The organism is Ruegeria sp. BHSC029, from assembly GCF_059613085.1.
On the sequence record NZ_JBXWRU010000006.1, the window covers coordinates 395,194 to 419,284 of the forward strand.

25 protein-coding genes are annotated in these 24,091 nt (G+C 58.6%); 7 read left to right on the top strand and 18 right to left on the bottom strand.

The features are described from left to right. Positions 1 to 27 precede the first annotated feature (27 nt). From iolE to iolG, 6 genes are all read right to left on the bottom strand, one after another. A complete protein-coding gene (gene iolE / locus AC2FML_RS16970) occupies positions 28 to 927 on the bottom strand; it encodes a myo-inosose-2 dehydratase (protein WP_170445137.1) in 900 nt (299 codons plus the stop codon). Further along, positions 924 to 2,756 (bottom strand): 3D-(3,5/4)-trihydroxycyclohexane-1,2-dione acylhydrolase (decyclizing), encoded by a 1,833-nt coding sequence (gene iolD, locus AC2FML_RS16975; protein WP_496783928.1) that lies wholly within the window; start codon positions 2,754 to 2,756, stop codon positions 924 to 926. The genes iolE and iolD overlap by 4 nt, the downstream gene beginning before the upstream one ends. A gap of 158 nt (positions 2,757 to 2,914) precedes the next feature. Further along, positions 2,915 to 3,736 carry an ATP-binding cassette domain-containing protein gene (locus AC2FML_RS16980; protein ID WP_093963708.1) on the bottom strand — a complete coding sequence of 274 codons (822 nt, stop codon included), beginning with the start codon at positions 3,734 to 3,736 and terminating at the stop codon, positions 2,915 to 2,917. Between the two features lies 1 nt (position 3,737). Beyond that, positions 3,738 to 4,844, bottom strand: a complete 1,107-nt coding sequence (locus AC2FML_RS16985) for an ABC transporter permease (RefSeq protein ID WP_170343202.1) — start codon at positions 4,842 to 4,844, stop codon at positions 3,738 to 3,740. Between the two features lie 62 nt (positions 4,845 to 4,906). Then, a complete protein-coding gene (locus tag AC2FML_RS16990; protein ID WP_170343203.1) occupies positions 4,907 to 5,827 on the bottom strand; it encodes a sugar ABC transporter substrate-binding protein in 921 nt (306 codons plus the stop codon). Between the two features lie 122 nt (positions 5,828 to 5,949). Continuing rightward, positions 5,950 to 6,963 carry an inositol 2-dehydrogenase gene (gene iolG / locus AC2FML_RS16995; RefSeq protein ID WP_170600956.1) on the bottom strand — a complete coding sequence of 338 codons (1,014 nt, stop codon included), beginning with the start codon at positions 6,961 to 6,963 and terminating at the stop codon, positions 5,950 to 5,952. A 300-nt stretch (positions 6,964 to 7,263) separates the two neighbouring features. Between iolG and AC2FML_RS17000 the strand changes: the two genes are divergently transcribed. Genes AC2FML_RS17000 through AC2FML_RS17010 form a run of 3 tightly spaced genes read left to right on the top strand, consistent with a single transcriptional unit; the run spans position 7,264 to position 10,291 of the window. After that, positions 7,264 to 8,226 carry an HlyD family secretion protein gene (locus AC2FML_RS17000; protein ID WP_254429954.1) on the top strand — a complete coding sequence of 321 codons (963 nt, stop codon included), beginning with the start codon at positions 7,264 to 7,266 and terminating at the stop codon, positions 8,224 to 8,226. Beyond that, on the top strand, positions 8,223 to 9,149 hold the full coding sequence (locus AC2FML_RS17005; protein WP_496783929.1) for an ABC transporter ATP-binding protein: 927 nt from the start codon (positions 8,223 to 8,225) through the stop codon (positions 9,147 to 9,149). Before AC2FML_RS17000 ends, AC2FML_RS17005 begins: the two co-directional genes overlap by 4 nt. Continuing rightward, positions 9,146 to 10,291 (top strand): ABC transporter permease, encoded by a 1,146-nt coding sequence (locus AC2FML_RS17010; protein WP_496783930.1) that lies wholly within the window; start codon positions 9,146 to 9,148, stop codon positions 10,289 to 10,291. Before AC2FML_RS17005 ends, AC2FML_RS17010 begins: the two co-directional genes overlap by 4 nt. Positions 10,292 to 10,354: 63 nt before the next feature. Here the strand turns inward: AC2FML_RS17010 and AC2FML_RS17015 are convergent, their stop codons facing one another. Genes AC2FML_RS17015 through mgtE form a run of 4 tightly spaced genes read right to left on the bottom strand, consistent with a single transcriptional unit; the run spans position 10,355 to position 14,166 of the window. Beyond that, complete coding sequence (locus AC2FML_RS17015) at positions 10,355 to 11,398, bottom strand: succinylglutamate desuccinylase/aspartoacylase family protein (RefSeq protein WP_496783931.1); 1,044 nt, start codon at positions 11,396 to 11,398, stop codon at positions 10,355 to 10,357. A 4-nt stretch (positions 11,399 to 11,402) separates the two neighbouring features. Beyond that, a complete protein-coding gene (gene rimK / locus AC2FML_RS17020; RefSeq protein WP_093963715.1) occupies positions 11,403 to 12,308 on the bottom strand; it encodes a 30S ribosomal protein S6--L-glutamate ligase in 906 nt (301 codons plus the stop codon). Then, positions 12,305 to 12,790, bottom strand: a complete 486-nt coding sequence (locus AC2FML_RS17025; RefSeq protein ID WP_170367479.1) for an ATP-dependent zinc protease family protein — start codon at positions 12,788 to 12,790, stop codon at positions 12,305 to 12,307. Before AC2FML_RS17025 ends, rimK begins: the two co-directional genes overlap by 4 nt. Positions 12,791 to 12,792: 2 nt before the next feature. Continuing rightward, entirely contained in the window at positions 12,793 to 14,166 is a 1,374-nt protein-coding gene (gene mgtE / locus AC2FML_RS17030; protein WP_496783932.1) for a magnesium transporter, read from the bottom strand. Positions 14,167 to 14,248: 82 nt separating this feature from the next. Between mgtE and AC2FML_RS17035 the strand changes: the two genes are divergently transcribed. Next, entirely contained in the window at positions 14,249 to 14,536 is a 288-nt protein-coding gene (locus tag AC2FML_RS17035; protein WP_496783933.1) for a hypothetical protein, read from the top strand. A gap of 47 nt (positions 14,537 to 14,583) precedes the next feature. Here AC2FML_RS17035 and AC2FML_RS17040 read toward each other — a convergent pair whose 3' ends face one another. From AC2FML_RS17040 to AC2FML_RS17060, 5 genes are all read right to left on the bottom strand, one after another. After that, positions 14,584 to 15,813 (bottom strand): RNA polymerase sigma factor, encoded by a 1,230-nt coding sequence (locus tag AC2FML_RS17040; RefSeq protein ID WP_496783934.1) that lies wholly within the window; start codon positions 15,811 to 15,813, stop codon positions 14,584 to 14,586. A 3-nt stretch (positions 15,814 to 15,816) separates the two neighbouring features. Further along, positions 15,817 to 16,176: a YciI family protein gene (locus AC2FML_RS17045; RefSeq protein ID WP_170359778.1), complete on the bottom strand. Its 360-nt coding sequence runs from the start codon at positions 16,174 to 16,176 to the stop codon at positions 15,817 to 15,819. 28 nt (positions 16,177 to 16,204) lie between these two features. Further along, the gene (locus tag AC2FML_RS17050) at positions 16,205 to 16,597 is read right to left on the bottom strand and encodes an MAPEG family protein (RefSeq protein ID WP_170367475.1); all 393 of its coding nucleotides are present in this window, start codon (positions 16,595 to 16,597) and stop codon (positions 16,205 to 16,207) included. 592 nt (positions 16,598 to 17,189) lie between these two features. Beyond that, entirely contained in the window at positions 17,190 to 17,408 is a 219-nt protein-coding gene (locus AC2FML_RS17055; RefSeq protein WP_480676035.1) for a GDCCVxC domain-containing (seleno)protein, read from the bottom strand. Between the two features lie 4 nt (positions 17,409 to 17,412). Next, entirely contained in the window at positions 17,413 to 17,736 is a 324-nt protein-coding gene (locus AC2FML_RS17060; protein ID WP_170447553.1) for a hypothetical protein, read from the bottom strand. 98 nt (positions 17,737 to 17,834) lie between these two features. Between AC2FML_RS17060 and AC2FML_RS17065 the strand changes: the two genes are divergently transcribed. The 3 genes from AC2FML_RS17065 (at position 17,835) to AC2FML_RS17075 (ending at position 20,020) form a co-directional block, all read left to right on the top strand. Next, complete coding sequence (locus AC2FML_RS17065; protein WP_170637988.1) at positions 17,835 to 18,224, top strand: MerR family transcriptional regulator; 390 nt, start codon at positions 17,835 to 17,837, stop codon at positions 18,222 to 18,224. Positions 18,225 to 18,727: 503 nt separating this feature from the next. Continuing rightward, positions 18,728 to 18,934, top strand: coding sequence for a cold-shock protein (locus AC2FML_RS17070; protein ID WP_170430361.1), 207 nt, complete (start codon positions 18,728 to 18,730; stop codon positions 18,932 to 18,934). A gap of 72 nt (positions 18,935 to 19,006) precedes the next feature. Further along, positions 19,007 to 20,020: a fatty acid desaturase gene (locus AC2FML_RS17075; protein WP_496783935.1), complete on the top strand. Its 1,014-nt coding sequence runs from the start codon at positions 19,007 to 19,009 to the stop codon at positions 20,018 to 20,020. Here the strand turns inward: AC2FML_RS17075 and AC2FML_RS17080 are convergent. The 3 genes from AC2FML_RS17080 to AC2FML_RS17090 form a co-directional block, all read right to left on the bottom strand. Next, positions 20,012 to 20,260: a ParB N-terminal domain-containing protein gene (locus AC2FML_RS17080; RefSeq protein WP_496736628.1), complete on the bottom strand. Its 249-nt coding sequence runs from the start codon at positions 20,258 to 20,260 to the stop codon at positions 20,012 to 20,014. The two genes, AC2FML_RS17075 and AC2FML_RS17080, sit on opposite strands and share 9 nt — an antisense overlap. Before the next feature lie 74 nt (positions 20,261 to 20,334). Continuing rightward, positions 20,335 to 21,024: a hypothetical protein gene (locus AC2FML_RS17085; RefSeq protein WP_170789860.1), complete on the bottom strand. Its 690-nt coding sequence runs from the start codon at positions 21,022 to 21,024 to the stop codon at positions 20,335 to 20,337. A gap of 1,640 nt (positions 21,025 to 22,664) precedes the next feature. Beyond that, on the bottom strand, positions 22,665 to 23,297 hold the full coding sequence (locus tag AC2FML_RS17090; protein ID WP_496783936.1) for a tyrosine-type recombinase/integrase: 633 nt from the start codon (positions 23,295 to 23,297) through the stop codon (positions 22,665 to 22,667). Positions 23,298 to 24,091: the final 794 nt, after the last annotated feature.

The window sequence follows — 24,091 nt, forward strand, 5'->3', positions numbered from 1 at the left end:
CATGGCGGCGCCCCGGGGGGCGAAAGATCAGGCCGTGATCGTCAATCCGGCCTGACCGCAGACCTCGACGATGTGGTCATAACCCATCTTCGAGTATTCATAGGGCGGGGCCTTGGCCGGGTCCTGTTCGGCCTCGACCACGATCCAGCCTTCGTAATCCAGGGCTTTCAACGCATGGGCGACCTCCTGAAAGTCGATGCAGCCATCGCCGGGCACCGTGAAGGCCCCTGCGATCACCGCATCCAGGAAACTGCGCCGGTTGCCGCGCGTGTCGCGCACGATGCCGGGGCGGATGTCCTTGAAATGCACGTGATGCACCCGATCACCCCAACGGTTCAGCGTAGCCAGTACATCACCGCCGCCGAACAGCAGATGCCCGGTGTCAAAGCACAGCTTCACCTCCGGTCCCGACCCCTCCATCAGCCAGTTCACGTCATCTTCGCTTTCGATGATCGTGCCCATGTGGTGGTGATAGGCCATCGGCATCCCCTGATCGGCCATCCACTTGGCCAGTTCGGTGATCTTGGCGCCGTAGGCCTTGATTTCGTCTTTCGACAGCTGCGGACGGTCATTGACCGGGGTGCCGATCTGGCCCTGAACCGTGTTCGAGCATTCGGCATAGACGATGCAGGGGCTGTTCAGCGCCACGAACTGTTCGACCTGCGCGCGCACCGCGTCGCGTTCGGCAGCGAAATCGTTAATCAGCGAATTGCCCGAACACCAGCCGCCGCACAGTGCAATGTCGTTGCCTTCCAGATAGGCGCGCAGGCCTGCGGTATCGGCGGGCATGCGCTGCCCGCGCTCAACCCCGGTATAGCCGATCTGACGCGCCTCTTTCAGGGCCTGTTCCATCGTGAACGCCGCCGTCAGGTCGGGCAGGTCGTCATTTTGCCACGCAATCGGAGAGATGCCGATCTTCACGCTCATTTGGTGTTTCTTTCCTTGATGGCAGCCTCGTAGGCCGCACGTTTTTCATTCACTGCAGGGCGGGTGCTGACCTCGGGCACCGCCACTTCCCACCACGTGCCGCCATATTCGGTCGAGGGGTACGGGTCGGTGTCGATGACGATCACATAGGGGCCTTTGACTTCGCCGCGTTTGGCCAGCGCCTCTTCCAGCTCGGCGATCGAGCCGACCTTGACCGAGGTCGCCCCCATCGCCGCCGCATGGGCCGCAAAGTCGATGGCCGAGGGCGTCTCGTGCACCGCATGGTCCAGCAGGTTGTTGAACTCGGCCCCGCCGGTGCCCATCTGCAGCCGGTTGATGCAGCCAAAGCCCCGGTTGTCGGTGATCACCACGGTGAAGGACACGCCCATCATCGCCGCCGTCGCCATTTCCGAGTTGGCCATCATGTAGGTGCCGTCCCCGGTGAAACAGATCACGTCGCGGTCGGGCTGGGCCATCTTGATGCCCATGGCGCCGGCGATCTCGTAGCCCATGCAGCTGAAGCCGTATTCCATGTGATAGGCCCCCGGACGCGGCGCCTTCCACAGCTTGTGCAGCTCGCCCGGCATGGTGCCGGCGGCGCACATCACCACCGTGTCGTCATGTGCCGCGCGCTGTACCGCACCCACCACCTGCATGTCGGTGGGCAGCGCGTTGGCGTCACCCGGCGCATGGGTCAGCGCATCGACCTTGGCAAACCACTCGGCCTTGAGCGTGTCGGGAACCGGGTCGGCGCGATAGCCCTGAAGGACCGCGCCCAATTCCTCGATCCCGACCCGCGCATCGGCCAACAGCGGCATCGCGCCGTGTTTCGCGGCGTCATAGGCGGCGGTGTTCAGGCAGACCATTTTGCGCTCGGGGTTGGAAAACAGCCCCCAGGACCCGGTGGTGAAATCCTGAAACCGCGTGCCGATGCCCAGGATCAGATCTGCCTCGGCGCACACGGTGTTGGCGGGTTCGCCCCCGGTCACGCCAACGGGGCCCAGGTTCAGCGGGTGATCCCAGGCCAGGGCCGATTTGCCGGCCTGCGTCTCGGCAACAGGAATGTTGTGGGTCTCGGCAAAGGCCTGCAGCGCGTCGGTCGCGCCGGAATAATGGACACCGCCGCCAGCCACGATGATCGGGCGTTTGGCCGACCGGATGGCCTCGGCCGCGCGGGCCAGCTCGCCTGCGTCGGGGCGGATGCGACGTTCGTGCCAGATGCGCGGCTCGAAGAAGCTGAGCGGATAGTCATAGGCCTCGGCCTGCACGTCCTGGCAAAAGCCCAGGGTCACCGGCCCGCAATCCGCCGGGTCGGTCATGGTGCGGAAGGCGCGCGGCAGAGCGGTCAGCAGATGTTCGGGCCGGGTGATCCGGTCGAAATAGCGGCTGACCGGGCGGAAACAGTCATTGGCGCTGACGGTGCCATCCGTGAAATCCTCGGTCTGTTGCAGCACCGGGTCGGGGCCACGGCTGGCGAACACATCGCCGGGCAACAGCAGCACCGGCAGGCGGTTCACATGGGCCAGCGCGGCGGCCGTCACCATGTTGGTCGCCCCCGGCCCGATCGACGAGGTCACCGCCATGGCCCGGCTGCGCCGCATCTGCTTGGCATAGGCGATCGCGCAATGGGCCATGGTCTGTTCATTGTGACCGCGATAGGTGGGCAGGCTGTCGCGCACACCGTGCAGCGCCTCGCCCAGACCGGCCACGTTGCCATGGCCGAAAATCGCCCAGACACCGGCGATGAAGGGCTCGCCGTTCTCGTTCATCTGCGCGCCAAGGTAGCGCACCAAGGCCTGCGCCGCGGTCAGTCGGATTGTCTTGCTCATCATGATCCCTTTCAGAACGAGGCCGCTATGGGCAATCCGTTGCAATCATTCTGTCGTGAAAGGATCCGACACGCCCACCACCCAGACCGGGTGGCCCGGCCTGCCGGACCCTGGTGATATTGGTGCCCCGCACGATACGGGACACCGGGGAGAAACCTTCAGACGGTACCGCCCAGCGACCCTTCCAGCTCGGCCATCTCCTGCCCGCCGGCCATCATGTCCTGCAGCTCTTCGGGCGAGATCTCGCCGCGCCGGGCGGTGCCCAGCGTCTTGCCGCGGTTCAGAACCGTGAACCGGTCGCCCACGGCCAACGCGTGCCGGACGTTGTGGCTGATGAAGACCACGCCGATGCCCTGGTGGCGCACCTTGTCGATGGTGGCCAGCACGTTCGATGTCTGCCGCACGCCCAACGCCGAGGTCGGTTCGTCCAGAATCAGGATCTTGGCGCCGAAATAGACCGCACGGGCAATCGCCACGGTCTGACGTTCGCCCCCCGACAGGGTGCCCACCGCCTGATCGGGGCCCCGCAGGTTGATGCCCATCTTGCGCATCTCTTCCATGCAGACCTCGTTGGCGTGCTCGATGTCGAACCGTTTCAACAGGCCTTTCCCCTTGGTCGGCTCGCGCCCCATAAAGAAATTGCGCGTGACGCTCATCAGCGGGATCATCGCCAGGTCTTGGAACACGGTGGCGATGCCCGCCTCCATCGCGTCGCGGGGCGTGTCGAAGGACATCGGCTGGCCTTCGAAATAGATCTCGCCCTTGGTGGGTTTGTGCACCCCGGACATCGTCTTGATGAAGGTCGATTTGCCCGCCCCGTTGTCACCCAGCAGGCAGTGGCATTCACCCGGCTTGACGTCGAAACTGACGCCCGCCAACGCGATGATGTTGCCGAAATGCTTCTCGATCTCTTTCATTTCGACGACCGGGGCCACGTCCTTGACCGCGTCGCCGTGGTGGAACTTGGTATCTTCGGTCATGTCAGCGCTCCCCGGTTACGCGTTTGCGGATCGCGTTGTTGAACAGAACGGCGATCAGCAGCATCGCCCCCAGGAACACCTGAAACCAGTCCTGATCGAAATCGGTATAGGTCAGGCCGATGACCACCATGCCGAAGATGATCGCCCCGAAGAACGCCCCGATGGCCGATCCATACCCTCCGGTCAGCAAACAGCCACCGATCACCGCGGCGATGATCGCCTCGAATTCCTTCTGGAAGCCTCGCCGCGCGTCGGTCGAGCCTGCGTCGATCACGGTGATGATCGCCACCAGCGCGGCACAACAGGCAGTCAGCATGAACAGTGAAATCTTGACCCGGTTCACCGGTACGCCCGAGTTCGACGCCGCAACTCGGTCGCCGCCCGAGGCGAAGATCCAGTTGCCGGCCGGGGTGCGCAGCAGAACATAGGTGGCGGCAATGGCGAAGGCCACGAACCACAGGATTTCAACCGGGACACCCGGCACTTTGGGCGCGCCGCTTTTGAACGTGTCGATCAGGCCCTTTTCGGCCAGCCAGGTGAACAGGCTGGCAAAGGCTTCGCCGGAAAAGAACGGCGCGAGCCAGTCATTTTCGACCTGATCGCGCACGCCGCGCAGCTGGGTCGACCCGCCGGTGGCCGCCTTCAGCCCCACCAGGGACAGGCCGCGCAGAATGAACAGAAACGCCAGCGTCACGATGAAGGATGGCAGACCCGAGCGGATGACGATGGTGCCGTTGATTGCCCCGACAAAGGCGGCAAAAACAAAAGTCATCGGGATCGCGGCCACCAAGGGCAGCTGCCAGGTCACCACGCAGACCCCGAAGAACAGGCCGGCAAAGGCCACCATGGAGCCGATCGACAGGTCAAACTCGCCCCCGATCATCAGCAGCGCCGCGCCGATGGCCAGAATACCCAGTTGGGCGGCCGGGGTCATGAAGTTCATGATGCCGGCAAGCGTGAACATCGATTCATCGGCCGTGATGGCGAAGAAGATGAAGACAAGGATCGCCCCTGCGATGGCCCCCAGTTCGGGCCGCTTCATCAGCTTGGTCAGGAACGGTTCCTTCTTGATCCGTTCGTCCATCGCCGCTTGTGCAGACTCGGTCATGGTTTCCTCCCGTTTGGCAGGGGCGGCACCCTGACGCCGCCCCGATTTTCAGCCCGCCGGTATCAGCGGATGCCCTGAGCGGACAGCTCGACCACCTGACCGGCCTTGTCGGCGGTGATCAGGTTCGGACCCGAGGGCACGTTGCCGCCCGGCATCAGGCCGTACTTGGCGTTCAGCGCCATGAACACGACCGGCAGGTAACCCTGCAGATACTGCTGCTGGTCCACGGCAAAGGCCGCGTCACCATCGACGATCGACTGCAGGAAGTTGGCCGACAGGTCGAACGAGGCCACGTTCACGTCGCGCCCCGACCCTTTGACGGCGGCCACTGTGGGCTCACCGGCCGAGCTTGCGCCCAGCGCCATCACGGTATCGACGCTTTCATCCGAAGCCAGAGCCGCCGACACTTTCGACTCGATCTCGGACGGGTCGTTCGACGTGGGCAGAACAGTCACGTTGCCGCCAAAGCCTTCGGCAAAGCCCGCGCAGCGCAGGTCCAGCGCGACGTTTCCGACCTCGTGGTTCACACAGATCGCGTTCTTGCCGCCCATTTCGGCCAGCTTCTCACCGGCGGCCTTGCCGGCGTCGAACTCATCCTGGCCGACATGCAGCGCCGCGCCCAGTTTCTTGGACACGTCCGAGCCCGAGTTCATCGAGATCACCGGGATGCCTGCGGCGACCGCGCGTTCGATCGAGGGGCCAAGCGCGTCGGCGTCCGGGATCGAGACGATCAACCCGTCGGGTTCCTGGTTCACGGCGGCATCGATCAGCTGCGACATGGCGACCATGTCGAAGGTTTCGGGCGCGCGGTATTCGACGTTCACGCCCATATCCGTGCCGGCCTGCTCGACCCCGTTCTTGACCACGTTCCAGAACGCGTCATTCGCCTGGCCGTGCGATACCACGACGATGTCCTGCGCAAAGGCCGGAGTGGCCAGCGCCAGCGCGCCGGCGGCCAAAGCACCTTTGAAAAATTTGTTCATTACGTTTCCTCCCACTAGGACAGATTTTTGTCTTGTCCGGGTCCTGGACCCATTCATCCGGCAAGGCCGAATCTCTGTCGCACCGATACGCATCGGGGCCGTTTCAGTTTCAATACTTCACGTCATTTTGCAACCGGTTTCAAAATTTCCTCCAGCTTTATCGGAATACCCGTCCTGGCCGATCGGGTCGCAGCTTCGGCCAGGGCCAGCGCTGCGACGCCGTCTTCCAGCGTCACCGGCACGGCGGATCCGGTCTTGACCGCAGTCACGAACGCATCCCATTCCGCCCGATAGGCAGGCATGTAGCGTTCGAGGAAGAAGTAGGTCGGCTTGGCACTGATCACGCCGTCGGACGTGGATTTCACCAGGTTGTTCTCGAGCACGTTGCGCGCCTGCAGCAGCCCGCCGGACCCCAAGACCTCGACCCGTTGATCATAGCCGTATACGGCCCGGCGAGAATTCTTGATGACGGCGATCCGACCGTCCTTGTAGGTCATGGTGACGACGGCTGTGTCCACATCCCCCGCCTCGGCGATGGCGGGGTCCACGGTCGATGTGCCAACGGCCGAAACAGTGACCGGTAAGTCACCCATGATGAAATTGGCGAGGTCGAAATCATGTATCGTCATGTCCCGAAATAATCCGCCCGATACTTTGACATAGGAAATCGGGGGCGGCGCCGGATCAAAAGAAGTGATCGACAGCAATTCGGGGCTTCCGATCTCGCCGGACTGAACGGCGGATTTCAATGCGCCAAAGCCCGGATCGAAACGCCGATTGAACCCGATCATGACCGGTTGACCGGTACCTGCCACGGCTTGCTGGCAGGCGAGGGCGCGGTTCAGGTCCAGATCGACCGGCTTTTCGCACAGAACGGCCTTGCCCGCGGCGGTCGCCGCCTCGATGAGGTCCGAATGAGTATCCGTCGGCGTGGCGATCAGTACCGCGTCGATATCCGGGTCGGCGATGATGTCTTCCGACGTGCGCGCTACAGCTCCATGCGCTTGCGCCAGACGTGCGGCGGCGTCTTCCATTGCGTCCGAAACCGCAACAAGCGTGCTGTCCGGGTGGTCCGAAATGGCTTGCGCGTGGACGGTTCCGATGCGCCCTGCTCCAAGCAATCCGATTCTGAGCATTGTGACCTCTGGGTATATTTCTGGCGGGAGCATGTTCTTTTTTGCAACCGGTTGCAAGGATTATTTGCGCCCTGTATGTGCCCGCGCTCTTGCCCGTCATTGCACCGCGGTCAGGACAGAACTCAGCCGGTCGTGGGCGGGGTCAATCTCTTGAATTTGCAGCCTGGGCATCCTTGGATGGCTTGGTATTGGCCCGTTTGGTTCTGCTTTTGTGATTTTTCAATCGTCTGTTAAACCTTTGAGTCGGGCCAGAAATTGACACCGATACCAAACCGCCCCGACCAAGGAGACGATGATTTGATGAATGTGTCCCTGCCGATTCCGCTGCTGGTCATGGCCATTCTCCCTGCTGCGTTGCTGGACCGATGTTCGGGCCAGAACACCGGCACCGCGCTGGGAGTTCTGGCGCGGGACCGGGTCGCACTGACGGCAACGGCCAATGAGATCATCGTGGAACTGCCTGTTGCAGAAGGGTCTCCGGTCAAGGTCGGCGACGTGCTGGTCAGGTTCGACACGGATCTGCAGACCGCGAAGCTGAACCTCGCGCAGGCGGAACTGGAAAAATCGCAGGCCACGCTACTGAAACTGGAAGTCGGCCCGCGCGAGGAAGAGATTGCGATCGCGCGCGCCAACGTCGCCGGTGCCGAGGCGCGTCTGCTGGACGCAGAGGCCGTGTATCAGAGGAATTCCCAGCTGGTCGTCAACTCGGTCGTAAGCCAGGCGCGCCTGGACCAGGATATTGCCGCACGCGATTCCGCTCGGGCGGCACTGGAAAGCGCTCGGGAATCCCTGAAAGAACTGGAAAACGGAACCCGCCCCGAAGATCTGTCGGTTGCCCGGGCCAATGTGCGGGCGGCCGAAGCGGCGGTTGCCGCCGAGCAGACCGTTCTGGATGACCTGACGGTTGTTGCGACACGGGACGGCATCCTGGATTCCCTTCCCTGGAACCTGGGGGAACGGGTCGCTCAGGGCAGCCCGGTCGCGGTGCTGGTGTCCGGCGCGGCCCCTTTCGCCCGCGTCTATGTCCCCGAACCCAGCCGGGTGGGCATCGCTCCCGGAGACTCTCTCGAGGTTCGGGTCGACGGGCTGGACCAACCTCTGACGGGCACCGTGCGATGGGTCAGCGACGACCCGTCCTTCACCCCCTACTACGGGTTGAACAAGGATGATCGGACGCGGTTGGTCTATCTGGCAGAAATCGACCTGCCGGAAACCGCCCGAGATCTGCCTGCGGGCGTTCCCGTTCAGGTGAAGATGCCATGAGTGATCTGGTGGTCTCGACCCAGGGTCTGACGCGCCGATTCAAGGAAAAGACAGCCGTCAGCAACCTGGACCTGGAGATACGCCAGGGTCAGATCTATGGGTTTCTGGGCCCGAACGGCTGCGGCAAGACAACGACGATGCGAATGCTGACCGGACTGCTGACGCCCAGCAGCGGATCCGTCTCGGTGCTGGGCCGACCGATGCCGCAATACGCCGAGCCGCTGAAGAATGAAATCGGGTACATGACGCAGATCTTTTCGTATTACCGCGACATGACGGTGCTGGAGAACCTGCGCTTTGCCGCCGAGATCTACGGAATGCCGCGCCGCAAATCCGCCGACCGGATCGACGAACTGCTGACAACCTACGACCTGACCGAAAACGCCAATCAACTGAGCGGCAGCATGAGCGGCGGGCAGCGGCAGAAACTGGCGCTGGCCGCGACGGTGCTGCACGGCCCCAAGCTGTTGTTTTTGGACGAGCCGACATCGGCCGTCGACCCCGAAACCCGCCGGTCTTTCTGGGAACAGCTGTTCGACCTGGTCGATCAGGGCGCGACGATGATCGTGTCCACGCATTTCATGGACGAGGCGGAACGGTGTCACAAGCTGGCCATCCTCGAGCATGGGGTGAAAAAGGCGGATGGATCGCCCCGGCAACTGATGGAAGACCTGAACGCCACCGTGATCGAGGCCGAAGGCGAGGGTCTGCGGCAGGTCAAACACCTTCTGGACGACACGCCCAAGGTGCTGTCGACGGCGCAGGTGGGTGCCCGATTGCGCGTTCTGGTGGACAAGTCGGAAACCGATCCGATGGCGATGATCACGTCGCGCCTGTCGGACTTTCCCAACGTGGCGATGTCCGTGCAGCGCCCCAATCTGGAAGACGTGTTCGTCAGCGCGACGAAGGGGCCCGCCCAATGAAATCGCTCCGCCGCATCACCGCCGTTCTCAAGAAAGAACTGCTGCAACTGCGGCGTGACCGGATGACCTTTGCCATGGTCGTCATAATCCCGCTGATCCAGCTGCTGCTGTTCGGATACGCAATCAACACAAACATCCGCCATATTCCGGTCGGGATCGTGGATCAGGCCGACTCGTCGCTGTCCCGGACCTTGGCTCAGATCGTTCAGGCTACGCAGGTCGTGACCATCACCGAGGTCTTCTCGACCCCGGAAGAGGCCGAACAGGCGATCACCGAATCCACCGTGCGCGCCGCGTTCATCATTCCGCCCGACGTCGATGACCGGCTAGCCCGAAGCCCGTCCATCGGATTGGGCCTGCCCAACGCCACCAACCAGACATCCAGCCGCCCCTTGGCTCATTGGATCGTGGACGGGTCGGACACCATGGTGGCCAGCGCCATCAAATCCCTGCGCAGCATGCCACTGACCGAATTGCTGCGACAGCCGCCAAACCGTCAGGTCCCGACCTTCGAGGTCACGCTGTATTTCAATCCCGAGCAACGATCGGCGGTGAACATCGTGCCCGGTCTTGTGGGTGTCATCCTGACCATGACCATGATCCTGTTCACCTCAGCCGCGATTGTCCGAGAGCGCGAGCGGGGGAATATGGAGATGCTGATCAACACCCCGGTCAAATCCATCGAACTGATGATCGGCAAGATCATTCCCTATATCTTCCTGGGCTTGCTGCAGGTCGCGATCATCCTCGGGCTGGGACATTTCCTGTTCGACGTCCCCATTAACGGAGGAATGATCCCGCTGCTGGTGGTAACGCTTCTGTTCATCATCGCCAGCCTGTCGCTTGGCCTTGTGATCTCGACGCTGGCTCAGAACCAGCTGCAGTCCATGCAGATGACGATTTTCGTTCTGCTGCCCTCGATCCTGATGTCGGGGTTCATGTTCCCGTTCGACGGGATGCCCAAACCGGTTCAGGTGATCGCCCAAGTGCTGCCGGCCACCCATTTCATGGACATGATCCGCGGCGTGGTTCTGCGGGATGCAACGCTTTACGCTCTGCGCGGTGACATTCTGTGGATGATCGGGTTTGCCGTCCTTGGGATGCTGGCCGCGACGCTCAGGTTCAAGAAACGCCTGGGATAAAGAAGGGCGGCCAAGGCCGCCCCAAGTGTCTGGATTGTCAGTCTCTTTTCCGTATCGGATCGTTCAGATGATCTCGTCCTCGTCGAACATGGGATCATCTTCCAGCTGCGCGTTGATATCTTCCATCGAGTCTTCGGCCTTTTCCACGGACCCGACCCGCCCCAGGTGAAACACGGCATCGCCCTCATTCACCACAGGCATGACCGCACGCCCGACGATCAAGCCGTCGAACGGAGCGATGATGTCCTCGCTGGCTTCGCCGAACGGGTCCGATACGGCACCCAGCAGATCACCTTTGCGAACCAGTTCACCGTCCGCTTTGTAGATCCGAAGGATTCCGCCCATCGGGGCGCGCAACCACTTGCTGGACGAACAGAACTGCGGTGCCGCTTTGGGCTTGGAGATCCGCTTGGCGGGAACCATCCCCATGTGCCTCAGCACCCGCAGAATGCCCGCAAGGCCCGCGCGGATCGACAGTTCATCCAGGCGAAGACCCTCGCCCGCTTCGTACAACAGGATGTCTTTCCCCTGCGCCTTGGCCGCGCCGCGCAATGATCCGTCGCGCAGGGGCGACTGGATGACGATCGGTGCTCCGAAAATGCTGGCCAGTTCCTTGGTCCGAGGGTTGTCGGGCGAGATCCGGATCTGCGGATAGTTCGTACGATGGATCGCCGCCGAATGCAGATCGATCCCCAGATCCGAACGGGCGACGATTTCTGTCATGAACAGATGCGCCAGCCGCGAGGCCAGCGACCCGTTCTCGCTGCCGGGAAACACCCGGTTCAGGTCGCGGCGGTCGGGCAGATAGCGCGAATGGTTGATGAAGCCGAACGCATTCACGATCGGCACCGCGATCAGCGTGCCTTTCAAGGTCGCCAGGTTGGGCGCACGCAACAGACGGCGTATGATCTCGACGCCGATCACCTCATCACCATGCACCCCACCGCTGACAAAAACGGTGGGCCCGTCCTGTCGGCCGTGCACCACATGCGCTGACATGGTCACCGGGGTATGGTCCGACAGAACGCTGACCGGCAGATCCACGGTAAGCCGCGATCCCGGCGCCACAGTGGCCTGGCCGATCGTGAATGGCTGCCGCTTTGCCATGCCGTTACCCTTTGCCCTTGGTCTTGGTGGCCCCGGCTTTTGCGTTCTTTTCCAGGAACTCGATCATCTTTCCGGCAATATCCAGCCCCGTGGCTTTTTCCACACCCTCCAGGCCCGGCGAGGAATTGACCTCCATCACCACAGCGCCGTGGTTGGCGCGCAGCATGTCGACGCCGCAGGCATTCAGGCCCATCGACTTGGCCGCGCGAACGGCCGTTGCACGCTCTTCCGGTGTCAGCTTGACCACCTTGGCCGAACCGCCGCGATGCAGGTTCGAGCGGAAGTCGCCCTCGGCGCCGGTGCGTTTCATCGCAGCGACAACCTTTCCGCCCACCACGATGGCCCGGATGTCGGTTCCTCCGGCTTCCTTGATGAACTCCTGCAGCAGGATGTTCACACCCGCACCGCGGAACGCCTCGACAACCGATTTGGCGGACCGGTCCGTATCGGCCAGAACGACACCGATGCCTTGCGTCCCTTCCAGCAGCTTGATGACGATGGGCGCGCCACCGGCCAGCCTCAGCACCTCGTCGGTCTGTTTGGGGTCGTGGGCAAAGGTTGTGACGGGCAGGCCGACACCGTCGCGGGCCAGCAACTGCATCGACCGCAGCTTGTCGCGCGACCGGCCGATGGCGACGCTTTCGTTCAACGGGTAGACACCCATCATTTCGAACTGACGTAACACTGCGGTTCCGTAGAAGGTGACCGAGGCACCGATCCGCGGAATCACCGCGTCATACCCCGTCAGCTTTTCGCCGTTGTAATAGATCTCGGGGCGACGGGTTGCGATGTTCATGTAGCACCGCAGGGTGTCGATGATGTCGAGCTGATGCCCACGCTCCTCGGCCGCTTCCTTGAGGCGGCGGTGCGTGTACAGGTTGGCATTGCGCGCCAGCATGGCAATCTTCATGACAAATCCCCTTTGTCCTGGTGTTTTGGTTTGCCGCGCAACAGATGCGCGCGCTTGGTGTGAACGGCGATCGCGTGGTTCTTCAGCGCCGCCCGGCCCACGATCATCTGAAAGGTCATGTTCGTGCGATCGGTCAGAGACAGATCCAGCGGCCAGGTTTCGTCGCCCAACCGGATGGTGGTTCGGATGACGATCCTGTTTTCAGGAATTCCGCTGGTGTTCTTGATGTTGCGCCGTTCCTTGATCGGAGCCTCGATACGGACCATGCCTTCTCCACCCGGCACCTCCGTCAGGAAGGACACCCAATGATGTCCGTCCCGTTGAAACCGCCGAATGTCGGTCGCATGCAGCGCTGACGTGCGGGCGCCGGTGTCGATCTTGGCCTTGATGTCGTTCAAAGGCAGGTCGGGAAGGTCGATGTATTCCATCCAACCAATGACCTTCGGCATCTGCGGCTGACCCTTGTCGGAAACGTTTGCCATAATCACACCAGCCAGGGCATCAGAAGGGTTGCAAGGCTGAGCACGAAGAAGAAGCCGGCCATGTCCGTAATCGTGGTCAACAGCGGGCCACTTGCGGCGGCCGGGTCCTGTCCGATCCGCTTCAGCAGCAAAGGAACAACACCGCCGATGGATACCGCCAGCATCGTGTTGAGTGCCAGCGCAGTACCAATCACCAGACCCAGAGCTGGATTGCCTTTCCAGAACCACGCGACCAGCCCGATCAGAATACCCAGCGCGATCCCATTGATGACCCCGACCGAAATCTCCTTGATCCAGACCCGCATGGCATCTTGCGGCCGTACCAATCCAAGGCTCAATTCGCGCATGGTGACGCCAACGGCCTGGTTGCCGGAACAGCCGCTCATGTCCGATACCATCGGCAGGAAGATGGCCAGCGCAATCACTGCGGCCAGTGTTTCTTCGTAGGCCGAGATCACGCTGGCCGCGATGATGTTGAGCACGATGTTGGCCGCAAGCCAGGCCAGCCGGCGACGGGACCGAACCGACAAAGGCATCGAGCGCAACTCGTCGCCAACCACACCCTGACGTTTGAGGCTTTCACTTTCCGAGCGTTCCAGAGTGGCTTCTGCCACCGCCGTGCGGGACACGACACCCGCCAGGACTCCGTCGGCATAAACCACCGGCACCCCCAGGAAAGGATGATCGTTGAACACGTCTTCCAGCTGTTCCAACGGGGTATCCACGGTCACGGTCAGTGGTAGAACCATGATGCTTGTCAGCTTTTCGCTGCGCTTGGCGGTCAGCAGGCTGCGCAGCGATACCACGCCCACGGCGCGCCCCTCGGAATCGACAATATAGGGGTGCTGCCCGCGATACCTTTCAAAATCTTCGTCGTCCGAAGCAAGTTCGCGCAGGACATTGCCAACGGTCTGCGTGTCGCGGAACTTGAACACCTCGGTCATCATCAGACCGCCGGCGGTGTCATCCTCGAACGTGCTTAGCAGGCGGACATCCGCAGCCTCTTCGGCGTCCATTTCGGACAGGATGGCCTCGGCGTCCGGCGTATCCAACTCGCCGATAACGTCGGCCTGAATGTCCGAATCCAGCTGTTCGATGATCTCGGCAGCACGCTCGGGCTTGAGGCGTTCCACAAGCTCGACCGCCATCTCGTTTGGCGCTTCTTCGACCAGTTCCGCCGCAAGTCCAACGGGCACGATCTCCAGAACGGTATCGCGCTCAGCCGGTGTCAGCTGAAGAACTTCGCGCAGGGCTTCGCTGCTGGTCAGCGGATCCAGAAGCGCCTCAAGCTCGGACGCATTGGACTGCTCGACCGCTTCCTTGATCCGAAGCGAAAGCTCTTCGTCGGTTGAGGGAATGTCTACGTTTCCGTCCATGCCTTGGCCATTCAATTGGGTTGTCGTTCCTTTATATAGGTGATAAATTTTTGTCTATAGGCAAAATTACATGAGATATAGAATGTCTAACTTCACGAATGCCGCGGAAACCCTGGCCGGGCTGTATGCCCGGGAGTTCGGAGGAAAGGCCTCGGGCCGGTATCGCATCCCGCAGAAGCTGCTGCGTGAACTGTGTGGCCGGAGAAGGCTGTACCAGGAGGACATCACGGCTCTGACCCGTGAACTTCTGGAAATGGGCTATGTCATGATTGATTTGGACAGCTTCTTTGTCGTCATGAGCGCCAATTCCTTCGTGAACTATCGGCGAGTCGGCAAGGAAATGCTGGCCCACACGGAAGGCACCAGCTGAGTCCCATTCCAGGCATCGTCGCAATGGCGCGCGATCTTGTCAGATCCTCAGTGCGCGAGCCGCCGCAGTCTTTGTTGCAGAAACTTTCTGGACGCCAGGTTCGGTGCCGCTTCTATGGCCTGCCGATAGGCCGCGACCGCCGCGGCGGTGCGGCCCGTCTTCTGAAGAATATGCGCGCGGGCCGCGTGCCATGGCTGAAAATCGTCAAGATCGGGCCGCAGGCTGTCCAGCTTGTCCAAGGCCAGTTGGGCATGACCTGCCTCGGCCATCACGACGGCCCAGTTCAGGGCAACCACCGGGGTTGGCTCGCAGGCCCAAAGGGACTGATACAGCAGCGACATCTGCCACCAATCCGGGGCCGGCGCCATCATGTGGCAATCCGCAATGGCGGCCTTGAGTTGAAACGGTCCCGGTTTTCTCTGGTCGACCGCAGCTTGCAGGAGCCGCTGCGCCTGACGTATCTGACCCTGCCGCCAAAGTGTTCGGTCCTGATCCTCTACGGGCACCATAGCGCCATCAGCGTCGATACGCGCAGGGCGGCGGGCATCGGTCAATAGCATCAGGGCCAGCGCACCTTCGATCTCGGGCTCTCCCGGTTGGAGATCTCGCAGAACCCGCGCAAGGTGGATACCTTCGTGGCAGAGATCCCGCGGTCCCGTATCCTCGGTCACGTATCCGGTGGTGAAGATCAGGTAGAGGGTCGTCAGCACCGTATCCAAACGTTCCGGCCAGATTTCCGGATCGGGAACGGAGTACCCAATCCCCTTGGCGCGAATCTTGGCCTTGGCTCGGGACAGGCGCTGGCCCATCGTCTGGTCGTTGTCCAAAAATGCTGCGGCGATCTCCCGTGTGGTCAGGTTGCAGACCGTGCGCAAGGTCAGCGCGATGCGTGACTTCTGGTCCAGCGCGGGGTGGCAGCAGGTGAAGATCAGACGCAACCGGTCATCCGGTATCTGCTCAGGCAGGTCGTCCGTCACGGAGTCGGGCAGGGTTACGGCCAGGGCTGCTGTTTTCCGACCTTCCCTATGTTGCGCTCGAATGCGATCGATGCCCTTGTTCAGACCAACCCGCATCAACCATGCGGTCGGGTTGTCCGGAACTCCGCTGCGGCTCCAGTGTTTCACGGCCGAGATTGCGGCCTCCTGCAGTGCGTCCTCGGCCAGTTGGAAGTCACCCAACCGGTTGATCAGGCCGGCCAATAGCCGCCCCCGATCCCGCCGCAACACATCATCAATGACATGCCCAACTGCGATCGCTTTGGGGGCGGCATTCTTCATGGGTTATCCAGCCGGATTGTAGTCCATCAAAGGCCGAACCTCGATGGTACCGTAGTTGGCGGCCGGGATCAGCGCCGCGTATTTCAACGCCGCATCCAAGTCGGCAACGTCAACCACATAGTATCCGCCAAGATGCTCACGCGTTTCGGCATAGGGCCCGTCCATGGTTTCAGCTTTTCCGGAGCGGATCCGAAGGGTGGTTGCTGTTTCGATCCCTTGCAGACCCTCGCCATCGCAAAGAACACCATCCGCTTTCATCCGCTCATTGGCGGCAAAGAAGCCACTCATCATCTCGTCAAACTCCCGGGTGCCATAGGCCGGTTCCTGCGCGGGGTCAGTGTAGATCAACAGCATGTATTTCATAGCAATAATCCTTTTCAAAAGTTATGGGTCAAAGACCGAATATCCGGGCTGCGATGCAGATCATCATGATCAGCGCGGCCAGGACATTGGTGCCATTACCGACATAGCGGAGCGGGTGGCCGGCATTGTCAATCTTCAACCCGAAGGGATGCACAGCTCGTCCGATCACCAGCAAAATGCCCGCCGCGTTGAGGAAAAGCGCTGATGTACAGACCCCTTCGCCCAGCATCATCAATATCAATATGAAGGTCGCCCAGTCCTGGCAGTTTCCATGTTGGCGCACGCGCAACATCAGCGCCATGTCGCCGCCATCGCCGATGGATTGGCCCGTGGCCGACCGCATCCCCGAGACACGAAACCATAAGACGAGCCAGATCATCGCCACTAGCAACGCATAAATCGGTGTCGTTGAAAAAACCATCTATCGTCCTTCCTGTTTTCAGGTTCGTGCCCCAAGGACGTCGGGTTTTCTCAGATTTCGACAGGTGCTGAGATTTTTTGGTGGCGCGCTGCAACTCTTGCGCATTTTGCGTGTTTCTTTCCTTTTGTATGCCTTTTGTATGTCGGCGATTGTTGGGTTGGCGCGAAACGGGCGGTGGAGAACGAGCAAAGCCGCCCTTGGGCGGCTCGTTCGGTGTTTTGTTGGACTGTTTTGGTTGCGGGAGCAGGATACCAACGATGTTTGCAATCACTGCTCTTTAGTTCTGCATAGGCGCCATTCAGATTCTTGTTCAGGTTCTTCTGAGGCGCGTGTCATGTGTTGAGGCTTATTCACTGAGGCTCTATCGTCAGCTTCGCGCTGGCGAACGGACATCCGACAGAAACAGTCAGATGACTGTTTCGAGCCCAACCTGTACCCTGGATTTTATTGCTGCATGCGCTTGCAGCAGTAACGACACTGCAACTGCCGAATACCTTGTGCGGCCAAGCAGCAAAAAAACTGTCATTCATGCAAATAGCAGCGATGCTCGCGGCGGCGGCTCACAGTTCGCTCAACAAAACCGTCCTTCACTTCATCCGCAACAGCTATCGCCTAGCTGAATTGGTGGACACGGGAGCGTGGCATACGAACAGTAAACACAACAGTCGCCTTCCAACGGCTTCAAAACTGTTTTGCACGACTTGCATTCATAGAACCACTGGCAAGCATCCGTTGGCATTTGCTCGGTTTCACTGTGGCCGCACTTCGGGCAAATCAGGGTGCTTTCTAGGACTACAGTTTGTTTTGTCATAGTCTCACATCTGCATGATCAGGTAATCGTTAATCCATGCCTCGTTAAACACAACGACCCAACCCACGCCGGTGATTAGAGTCGTTCCTGCAAGCCACCATTTCAACGTCGGCAAGGAACCGCGCCGATAAGATACCATCCATGATATCACGACGAGCGCCGTTGACATCGTCAGCACATAGTAACTCGCTGCGGCAACCTTCCCAAAGATTGCCAACCAACTGCCACCCAGCCCCAGTAACATCATCGTCATGGGCAAAACGCAGCAAGTCGCGACGCCAAGCGCTGATAGCGATCCCAAATAGCTGAGGCTAAGGTACTTCTGCATTCTGTTTCCCTGATGGACTACGTCGCGCGGAGTTGTAGAGACAACAACCTCTCGTTTAACTTCTGTAGCCACTACAGGATCAAGACAGGAAATCTCACATGTTTGCGATTGGGGAGGCATCCCGGCAAAGCGGTGTCGGAATTGATACTATCCGCTACTACGAACGCGAAGGGATCGTGCCGAAACCAGAAAGGGCATCGAATAATCGACGCATGTACTCCGCGCACGATGTTGGACGGCTTCGTTTTCTAAGGAAGTGCCGAGACATGGGTTTTTCGCTTGCCGATGCAAAGGTGCTTCTCAACCTATCCGAAGGTGATAGCGAGGATTGCCAATCCGTTAAGGAACTGGCCGAGCTTCATATCTCCAATGTGCGTATGAAGATAATCGAACTTAAGCGATTGGAGGCCGCCCTGAATGAACTTACGGCCAACTGTAACATCGGGAACGTTTCTTGCCCGATGCTTGCGCAGATACGGACCTACTAATGGCACTTTGAGGCTCGCAGTCGCCCTATGCCAACGCAGCATGACCCAAGATTCGGGCCGCGCAGAATCTACCGTTCGTTAGAGAGGTCAACTCGTTGATTTAGCAATGTTTCAATCACTCAATGAACATTTGTGCCTTGCCGCGGTGTTCTTGAAGCACGCGGCGATTTCGGACAGTGAGCCCTACCTGCCGTGCCTGAGCAATCAATTTGCTGCATACGCATTCGGCAGGTTTTATCGGAAGCCGACCTCTGATTTCCGAACCACAGAGCAATGGTTCTGCTTATCTTTGTCCCAAATTGGGCTGGGCAGACTTAGATCTTCTGTTGCTTTCCGTTGTATCAAGGCTTGTATCGTGTGTACTCGAAGTCCATATACACAGGGCTTACGTTTTTCTTTTTCGACCTGCTGTCTCCCAAACTCGGCGTTCAGTCTTTCGATTCAGACCGACCACGCCGAGTCGCCGCAATAATGCGGGCGGCAAGTATTAGGAGACTTCCACCATGGCAAATGGCACAGTAAAATGGTTCAACTCGACCAAAGGTTTTGGCTTTATCGAACCTGAAGATGGCAAGCGCGATGTGTTCGTGCACATCTCAGCACTTGAGCGTTCCGGCATCAGCGAATTGAAGGACGGCCAGAAGGTCACTTTTGACGTCGAAGCTGGCCGTGACGGGCGCGACAGCGCCGCCAATCTGGCACTGGCCTGACCTTTTACGGGCACCCTTATGGGGTGCCCGTTTGCACAATGGGCTGCTAAAAGCCCTTGGAGAACAAGTCAGTTGCAACAGCAGGAATTGACCCGGGCGCTCGCGCAATACCGTGTGCCCGATACGAAGCGTAGCGTTATTGAACTGACAATCACTGTCATCCCCTTTTTCGCGCTATGGGGCGCAGCGTGGTTTGCGCTATCCCTTAGTATCTGGGTCACTGTTCTATTGGCCATCCTGAACGCCGCATTTCTGGTGCGTATCTTCATCATCATGCATGATTGTGGTCACGGATCTTTCTTTAGAAGCCGCACCGTTTGCAATTGGACCGGCCGGGTTCTGGGTGTTCTCGCCCTGACACCCTATGACGTCTGGCGGCAAAGCCATGCGATTCACCATGCCTCAACCGGTAACCTTGATCGGCGTGGTATGGGTGACATTCCTACATTGACCATTGAGGAATACCTGAAACGGAATTGGTTCGGGCGTGCCGCTTACAGGTTAATCCGGAACCCCTTCTTCCTGTTCTGTTTAGTACCGGTCTACACGTTCTTTTTTCAAAATCGCTTGCCCTTTGGTTTCATGCGGTCAGGCTGGCTGAATTGGGCAAGTGCTATGGGAACAAACGCCGCGATTGCAGTGGTCCTGGCTCTGATTTTTTGGACCGGAGGCTTGGATGTACTGGTTTTTGTATTCCTTCCAACCATGATCGTCGCCGCATCGATTGGTATTTGGCTATTCTATATTCAACACCAGTTTGAACACACGACTTGGGAGCGGGAAGAAGTGTGGAATCTTCAGAACGCCGCATTCTATGGAAGTTCTCACTACGCCCTGCCAGGCATCCTGCGGTGGTTCTCTGCCAATATCGGTGTGCACCATGTTCACCACCTTGCCAGCCGCATACCGTTTTATCGGCTAAACGAGGTTTTGCGTGACCATTCCGAGTTGGAAAATTGCCAGCGTATTACTCTATATGAGAGCCTTCATTGCGCACGATTGCATCTTTGGGATGAAGAAAGTCAGCGCCTGCTGACGTTTTCTCAGGCTTTGTCGAACGCCAATCCCAACAAGAGTCTAGTGTAATCTGGCGCGCACCAAAAAGGCTTCGACAGTATCACCGCCGAGGGCGCGAATGGCCTCTAGTCGGTGAAGGCCTTCAATCAGTACGAACCTTTTGTTGTCCGCGCGTATCTGAATCGGGGTTTTCTGGCCGTTCTTCAGGATATCTTCGGCCAGCGACAGGACTTTTTGCTGATCAAGTGTTTTTGCACGTTTCACAGGTACATAGATCAGGTCGAGCGGGTATGATTTTTTCTCCAGCATAAGCTATGTGTGCAACCTTTCGTGCATTTGGAGCGGTCAGGAACTCTCTTCGTATTTAGGTGCTTGGTTTTTCGTCATAGAATAGAACGCACGGCGTCGCGCAGTTCCTGATGCATGATCCAAGTAGCTGGTTTATCGTCATTTTCGACGTGAGAAAATGCCAGGACTTGAGCAGCGCCATCATTTTGAGCAGACCCGCCTTCGGGAAGTTCGAGTTCCAGATATTCTGCGATCAAAAACCCGATTTTCTTGAATACCTTGACGGACGCCTCGCGCGATTTGTAACCGGCTGCCTGTGACAAGTGACCAATGGTCAGACCTTCCTTACCAGCGATAGTAAGTGCTTTGAGCATTGTGACCTGCGCAGGGGTGAGCCTGATCTGTCGCAATGCTTCGGCATATTCTCTTTCACTGGGAACGAGGGTGCCGGAGTTTCCCTCCAAACGGCGTTGACCGCTACGTTTCCTGTCTCGTTCTTCGAGAATTTCTTTTAAGGTTTCAATGGCCAATGCCGGTGTTTCACCGACTGCATCGGCAATCATTGCCTGCGTTTTAGCTGGTGGCTTGGGGAATGCGCGCGCAACGCTGTTACCGCTCAGAATGCCAGCCTTAATCAAGTACTTGCCAAACTCTTCCTCAATCACACCGGCTACGTCAGCGTTCCGCGACTTACGAACACTGCGGTCCTGAAATGCTCTTTGTTCTAGGTCGCGAATAGCCGATATTGGGTGCCGGAGGCTAACCTGAGGGGTGCTTTTACGCATCAGAGAAACACCACCACAATTATGGCCGCAACACACACTGCTAACGCAATAGATGTTTTAATCCCGTAGGATCTGCGACGAGCCCTTTCGGCTTGGAGCCTTTTACCCAGATTTTCGTCAATCGAGTTATGGTTCACGGCTTGGTCCTTCCGGATATTTCAGGCGGTATTGGTTTCCATTAACCTATTGTCGCGGCACAGTTTCGGTGCACTTGTCATTCTGTCGTGTGTACGGCCGATTGCATTCCCAACCGTCACCTCTCCGATTCAAGTGAGCATTTGAAGGGACAAGGATCGCAACGCACCTGTCCTGGTTTGAGCGAAAGCCACGTTCACATTTCCATCCAGAGTAGGTTGCAGGTGCAAGGTATGCATGCTGTGGAATTGCCACCGGTTCGCAACCGCTCTCCGTTTCTCTGAAACCTCTGAGGCACACCCAACCATCCGCGCTGTTTTTGTCAGTCAGGCGGCCGTTGCTGGGGACACTAATCGCAACACAATCCTGGTCTTCCTTACGAAATCCCCAGTCACAGTGTACTTCCTGTGCGCCAAACCGGGTTTCGACGTACCCATTTTGAGGCGCAATCAATTCTTCGCATTTTTCTCCGACTTGTCGGAAGAGCCGATTGCACTCCCATCGATCTCCGGTCGATGCAAGATATGCGTTTTTAGGAACTGCTATTTCCTCACAAAGATCTCCAACACGCTGGAATCCATGGTTGCATTCCCAAACTGGACCATAGGAACTGCCGGTCAGATGCGCATTTTCAGGTGCGTTTGCTCTTTGACACGATCCGTTTTTGTTTTCGAAACCTTCCTCACAAACCATTCCGTCGGCATTGCCTGAGACTTGGGCAGGAAGCTGCGTCCCTGTGAGCAACAACAAGAGTGTCGGGATCAAACAAAAAACGCGGTTCGAAAACACGATGAATGACAGATTGAAGCGAAGCCTGAGACCTGATCTATCGGGCATCAAGCACGCAATTTATGAGCCATGTGTTGTTCATACGGCGCTTTCTTTCATGGGTCACTCGACGACTGGGACTTGTCAGGTGACAGTTGTGTATGCTTGCGAGGAACTAGCTCATCACGAAGACCCCAGCGAAACCCGTTCCTTTGCTGGGGTACATGCTACAGTTAGTCTGAAGGCCATTGGATCATCGAAACCGGCAGCATCGCGGCGACGAGTAATTTTCACCAATGCACTTTTTGTGGTCCTTAGCCAGCATAGAGTCAAGGAAGTTTCCCTCGTCGCAACGCTAGCACCACTAGGGCAGATAGTTTTTGAAACTGCCGGTGACCAAGATCCTTGGTGAACTACCGAAAGAAATTGTCTGGCCTGAGTGCGGCGAAAGAGGAGTATGTGATCAAGGCTTCCCCGTGACTATGAATGACTGGCCTGATAACATTGGCTGCAACGCAGCGATTTTCGCGCCGCTTCTGCACAAGTACTCGCGGCGTGATCAAATGGCCGCTCGGTCCCGCACCCTGTAAATTGCGCCTGAGCCGAGAAAACTGTGCTGCGAGCGTACGCAACAAGATTTTGACACTTCCGCTCAGGGCACGCTACGTCCCACTCCTGCGTAAAAGAACTAGAACCACTATGGATTGGCGACCGACAGCGCCGCTCGCCAAACTGTCTCAGATGTCTATGCGCTCTGCAATGCTTAGCGCGTCTTGCAATTCAACGCCCAGGTATCGCACGGTGCTATCGACCTTTGTGTGCCCAAGCAGAAGTTGGACCGCGCGGAGATTTCCTGTCTTGCGGTAGATCTCAGCTACTTTGGTTCGGCGAAGCGAATGCGTGCCATATCCGCTCGGTTCCAATCCGATTGCGGTCACCCAGTCTCGAACCAGCCTGCCATACTGGCGCGTCGAGATGTGTGGTCGATCATGGAATCGGCTTGGAAACATGAACCGGCTAGCAAACATTTCCGGTGATTTTACCCATACCAATACAGTTTCTCGCGTGTTTTCCGTCAGTTCGAATTGAACAGATCGCTTGGTTTTGCTCTGGATCACCGAAACACGCTCACGGACGCGATCGTCTTTGACAAGATCGGTCACAGCGAGTTTGACCAGATCGCAGCCGCGTAGCTTGCTATCAATCGCGACGTTGAACATTGTGAGATCACGCAGATTTCCAGAAAGTTCGAGCCGGGCACGGATCGCCCAGACCTGTTTTGGGAGTAGCGGTCGTTTCTGACCGATGATCCGCCCCTTGTTCCAAGCTCTGGGTTTTGGGGTGACTGCAGGTAGTTGGACTCTTGGCATATTTTGCACTCCGATCCACCCTCCGCACCCAAGCAACAGCACCGCGCTGACCACCGAATAGTACAAGCGGCGTGAATGCCTACTGTCCGATTATGAATACTGGCATGGTTTAAGTGTGTGCATTAGGCGGCTTGAGCCCATATCACTACACATAAGAACGGTTCGAGTCCAAACCGCGCGTACGCTTCGTCTTCAGCACCGATTACCGATCGGGTTCCACGTTAAAAGGCCCGGGTCCGCACCAATAAGATAAAATGAGATATGATCAGAAAAGCTGGAAAGACTGGCGTCAGGTTATCAGCGACGCCGAGCTAACCCAGGGCTTACTGATACGCCATTTCGCCACGCGCTCAACCCCTTGCAGCGTCGACAAATCCGCTCTCCGAACCCTTCGCTCCAGAATGGCGTTCTGCAACGAAGACACGGGCGTTCTTGCGGCACGTCATTGTGGGCGCGAGCCATGATCGTATCTGCTTCGTTGTCGGAGTCTTCCATCAGTTCTTAGCCTCGATTTCTGTTTTGGTTTATACAGCGACTGGAAAAGAAAGTTCCGAGCCCTAAGCCTTGAGATTGAAGGAGCTGCCTGGTTCAGACTGTCCGATGGGACGGCCTGTAATCCGAGGGGTTTTATTAGGACGAACCGGCATTCCTTCGTTCTCAGCAGCTTGGACAGCGAAAGTATACCGAGAACCGTTTCCGCATCCTCGTGGTATGGCTCGTTGATCTGATGATCTGTCGTCTGCCTCAGAGATGAGCGACTCCGAGTAGAGGTGCCGAAGTTGAGTCTCTGAAAC

Bases quoted from the DNA above. Each gene is read 5' to 3' on its own strand.
- iolE (WP_170445137.1), bottom strand. From the start codon at position 927: ATGAGCGTGAAGATCGGCATCTCTCCGATTGCGTGGCAAAATGACGAC.
- iolD (WP_496783928.1), bottom strand. From the start codon at position 2,756: ATGAGCAAGACAATCCGACTGACCGCGGCGCAGGCCTTGGTGCGCTAC.
- AC2FML_RS16980 (WP_093963708.1), bottom strand. From the start codon at position 3,736: ATGACCGAAGATACCAAGTTCCACCACGGCGACGCGGTCAAGGACGTG.
- AC2FML_RS16985 (WP_170343202.1), bottom strand. From the start codon at position 4,844: ATGACCGAGTCTGCACAAGCGGCGATGGACGAACGGATCAAGAAGGAA.
- AC2FML_RS16990 (WP_170343203.1), bottom strand. From the start codon at position 5,827: ATGAACAAATTTTTCAAAGGTGCTTTGGCCGCCGGCGCGCTGGCGCTG.
- iolG (WP_170600956.1), bottom strand. From the start codon at position 6,963: ATGCTCAGAATCGGATTGCTTGGAGCAGGGCGCATCGGAACCGTCCAC.
- AC2FML_RS17000 (WP_254429954.1), top strand. From the start codon at position 7,264: ATGAATGTGTCCCTGCCGATTCCGCTGCTGGTCATGGCCATTCTCCCT.
- AC2FML_RS17005 (WP_496783929.1), top strand. From the start codon at position 8,223: ATGAGTGATCTGGTGGTCTCGACCCAGGGTCTGACGCGCCGATTCAAG.
- AC2FML_RS17010 (WP_496783930.1), top strand. From the start codon at position 9,146: ATGAAATCGCTCCGCCGCATCACCGCCGTTCTCAAGAAAGAACTGCTG.
- AC2FML_RS17015 (WP_496783931.1), bottom strand. From the start codon at position 11,398: ATGGCAAAGCGGCAGCCATTCACGATCGGCCAGGCCACTGTGGCGCCG.
- rimK (WP_093963715.1), bottom strand. From the start codon at position 12,308: ATGAAGATTGCCATGCTGGCGCGCAATGCCAACCTGTACACGCACCGC.
- AC2FML_RS17025 (WP_170367479.1), bottom strand. From the start codon at position 12,790: ATGGCAAACGTTTCCGACAAGGGTCAGCCGCAGATGCCGAAGGTCATT.
- mgtE (WP_496783932.1), bottom strand. From the start codon at position 14,166: ATGGACGGAAACGTAGACATTCCCTCAACCGACGAAGAGCTTTCGCTT.
- AC2FML_RS17035 (WP_496783933.1), top strand. From the start codon at position 14,249: ATGTCTAACTTCACGAATGCCGCGGAAACCCTGGCCGGGCTGTATGCC.
- AC2FML_RS17040 (WP_496783934.1), bottom strand. From the start codon at position 15,813: ATGAAGAATGCCGCCCCCAAAGCGATCGCAGTTGGGCATGTCATTGAT.
- AC2FML_RS17045 (WP_170359778.1), bottom strand. From the start codon at position 16,176: ATGAAATACATGCTGTTGATCTACACTGACCCCGCGCAGGAACCGGCC.
- AC2FML_RS17050 (WP_170367475.1), bottom strand. From the start codon at position 16,597: ATGGTTTTTTCAACGACACCGATTTATGCGTTGCTAGTGGCGATGATC.
- AC2FML_RS17055 (WP_480676035.1), bottom strand. From the start codon at position 17,408: ATGACAAAACAAACTGTAGTCCTAGAAAGCACCCTGATTTGCCCGAAG.
- AC2FML_RS17060 (WP_170447553.1), bottom strand. From the start codon at position 17,736: ATGCAGAAGTACCTTAGCCTCAGCTATTTGGGATCGCTATCAGCGCTT.
- AC2FML_RS17065 (WP_170637988.1), top strand. From the start codon at position 17,835: ATGTTTGCGATTGGGGAGGCATCCCGGCAAAGCGGTGTCGGAATTGAT.
- AC2FML_RS17070 (WP_170430361.1), top strand. From the start codon at position 18,728: ATGGCAAATGGCACAGTAAAATGGTTCAACTCGACCAAAGGTTTTGGC.
- AC2FML_RS17080 (WP_496736628.1), bottom strand. From the start codon at position 20,260: ATGCTGGAGAAAAAATCATACCCGCTCGACCTGATCTATGTACCTGTG.
- AC2FML_RS17085 (WP_170789860.1), bottom strand. From the start codon at position 21,024: ATGCGTAAAAGCACCCCTCAGGTTAGCCTCCGGCACCCAATATCGGCT.
- AC2FML_RS17090 (WP_496783936.1), bottom strand. From the start codon at position 23,297: ATGCCAAGAGTCCAACTACCTGCAGTCACCCCAAAACCCAGAGCTTGG.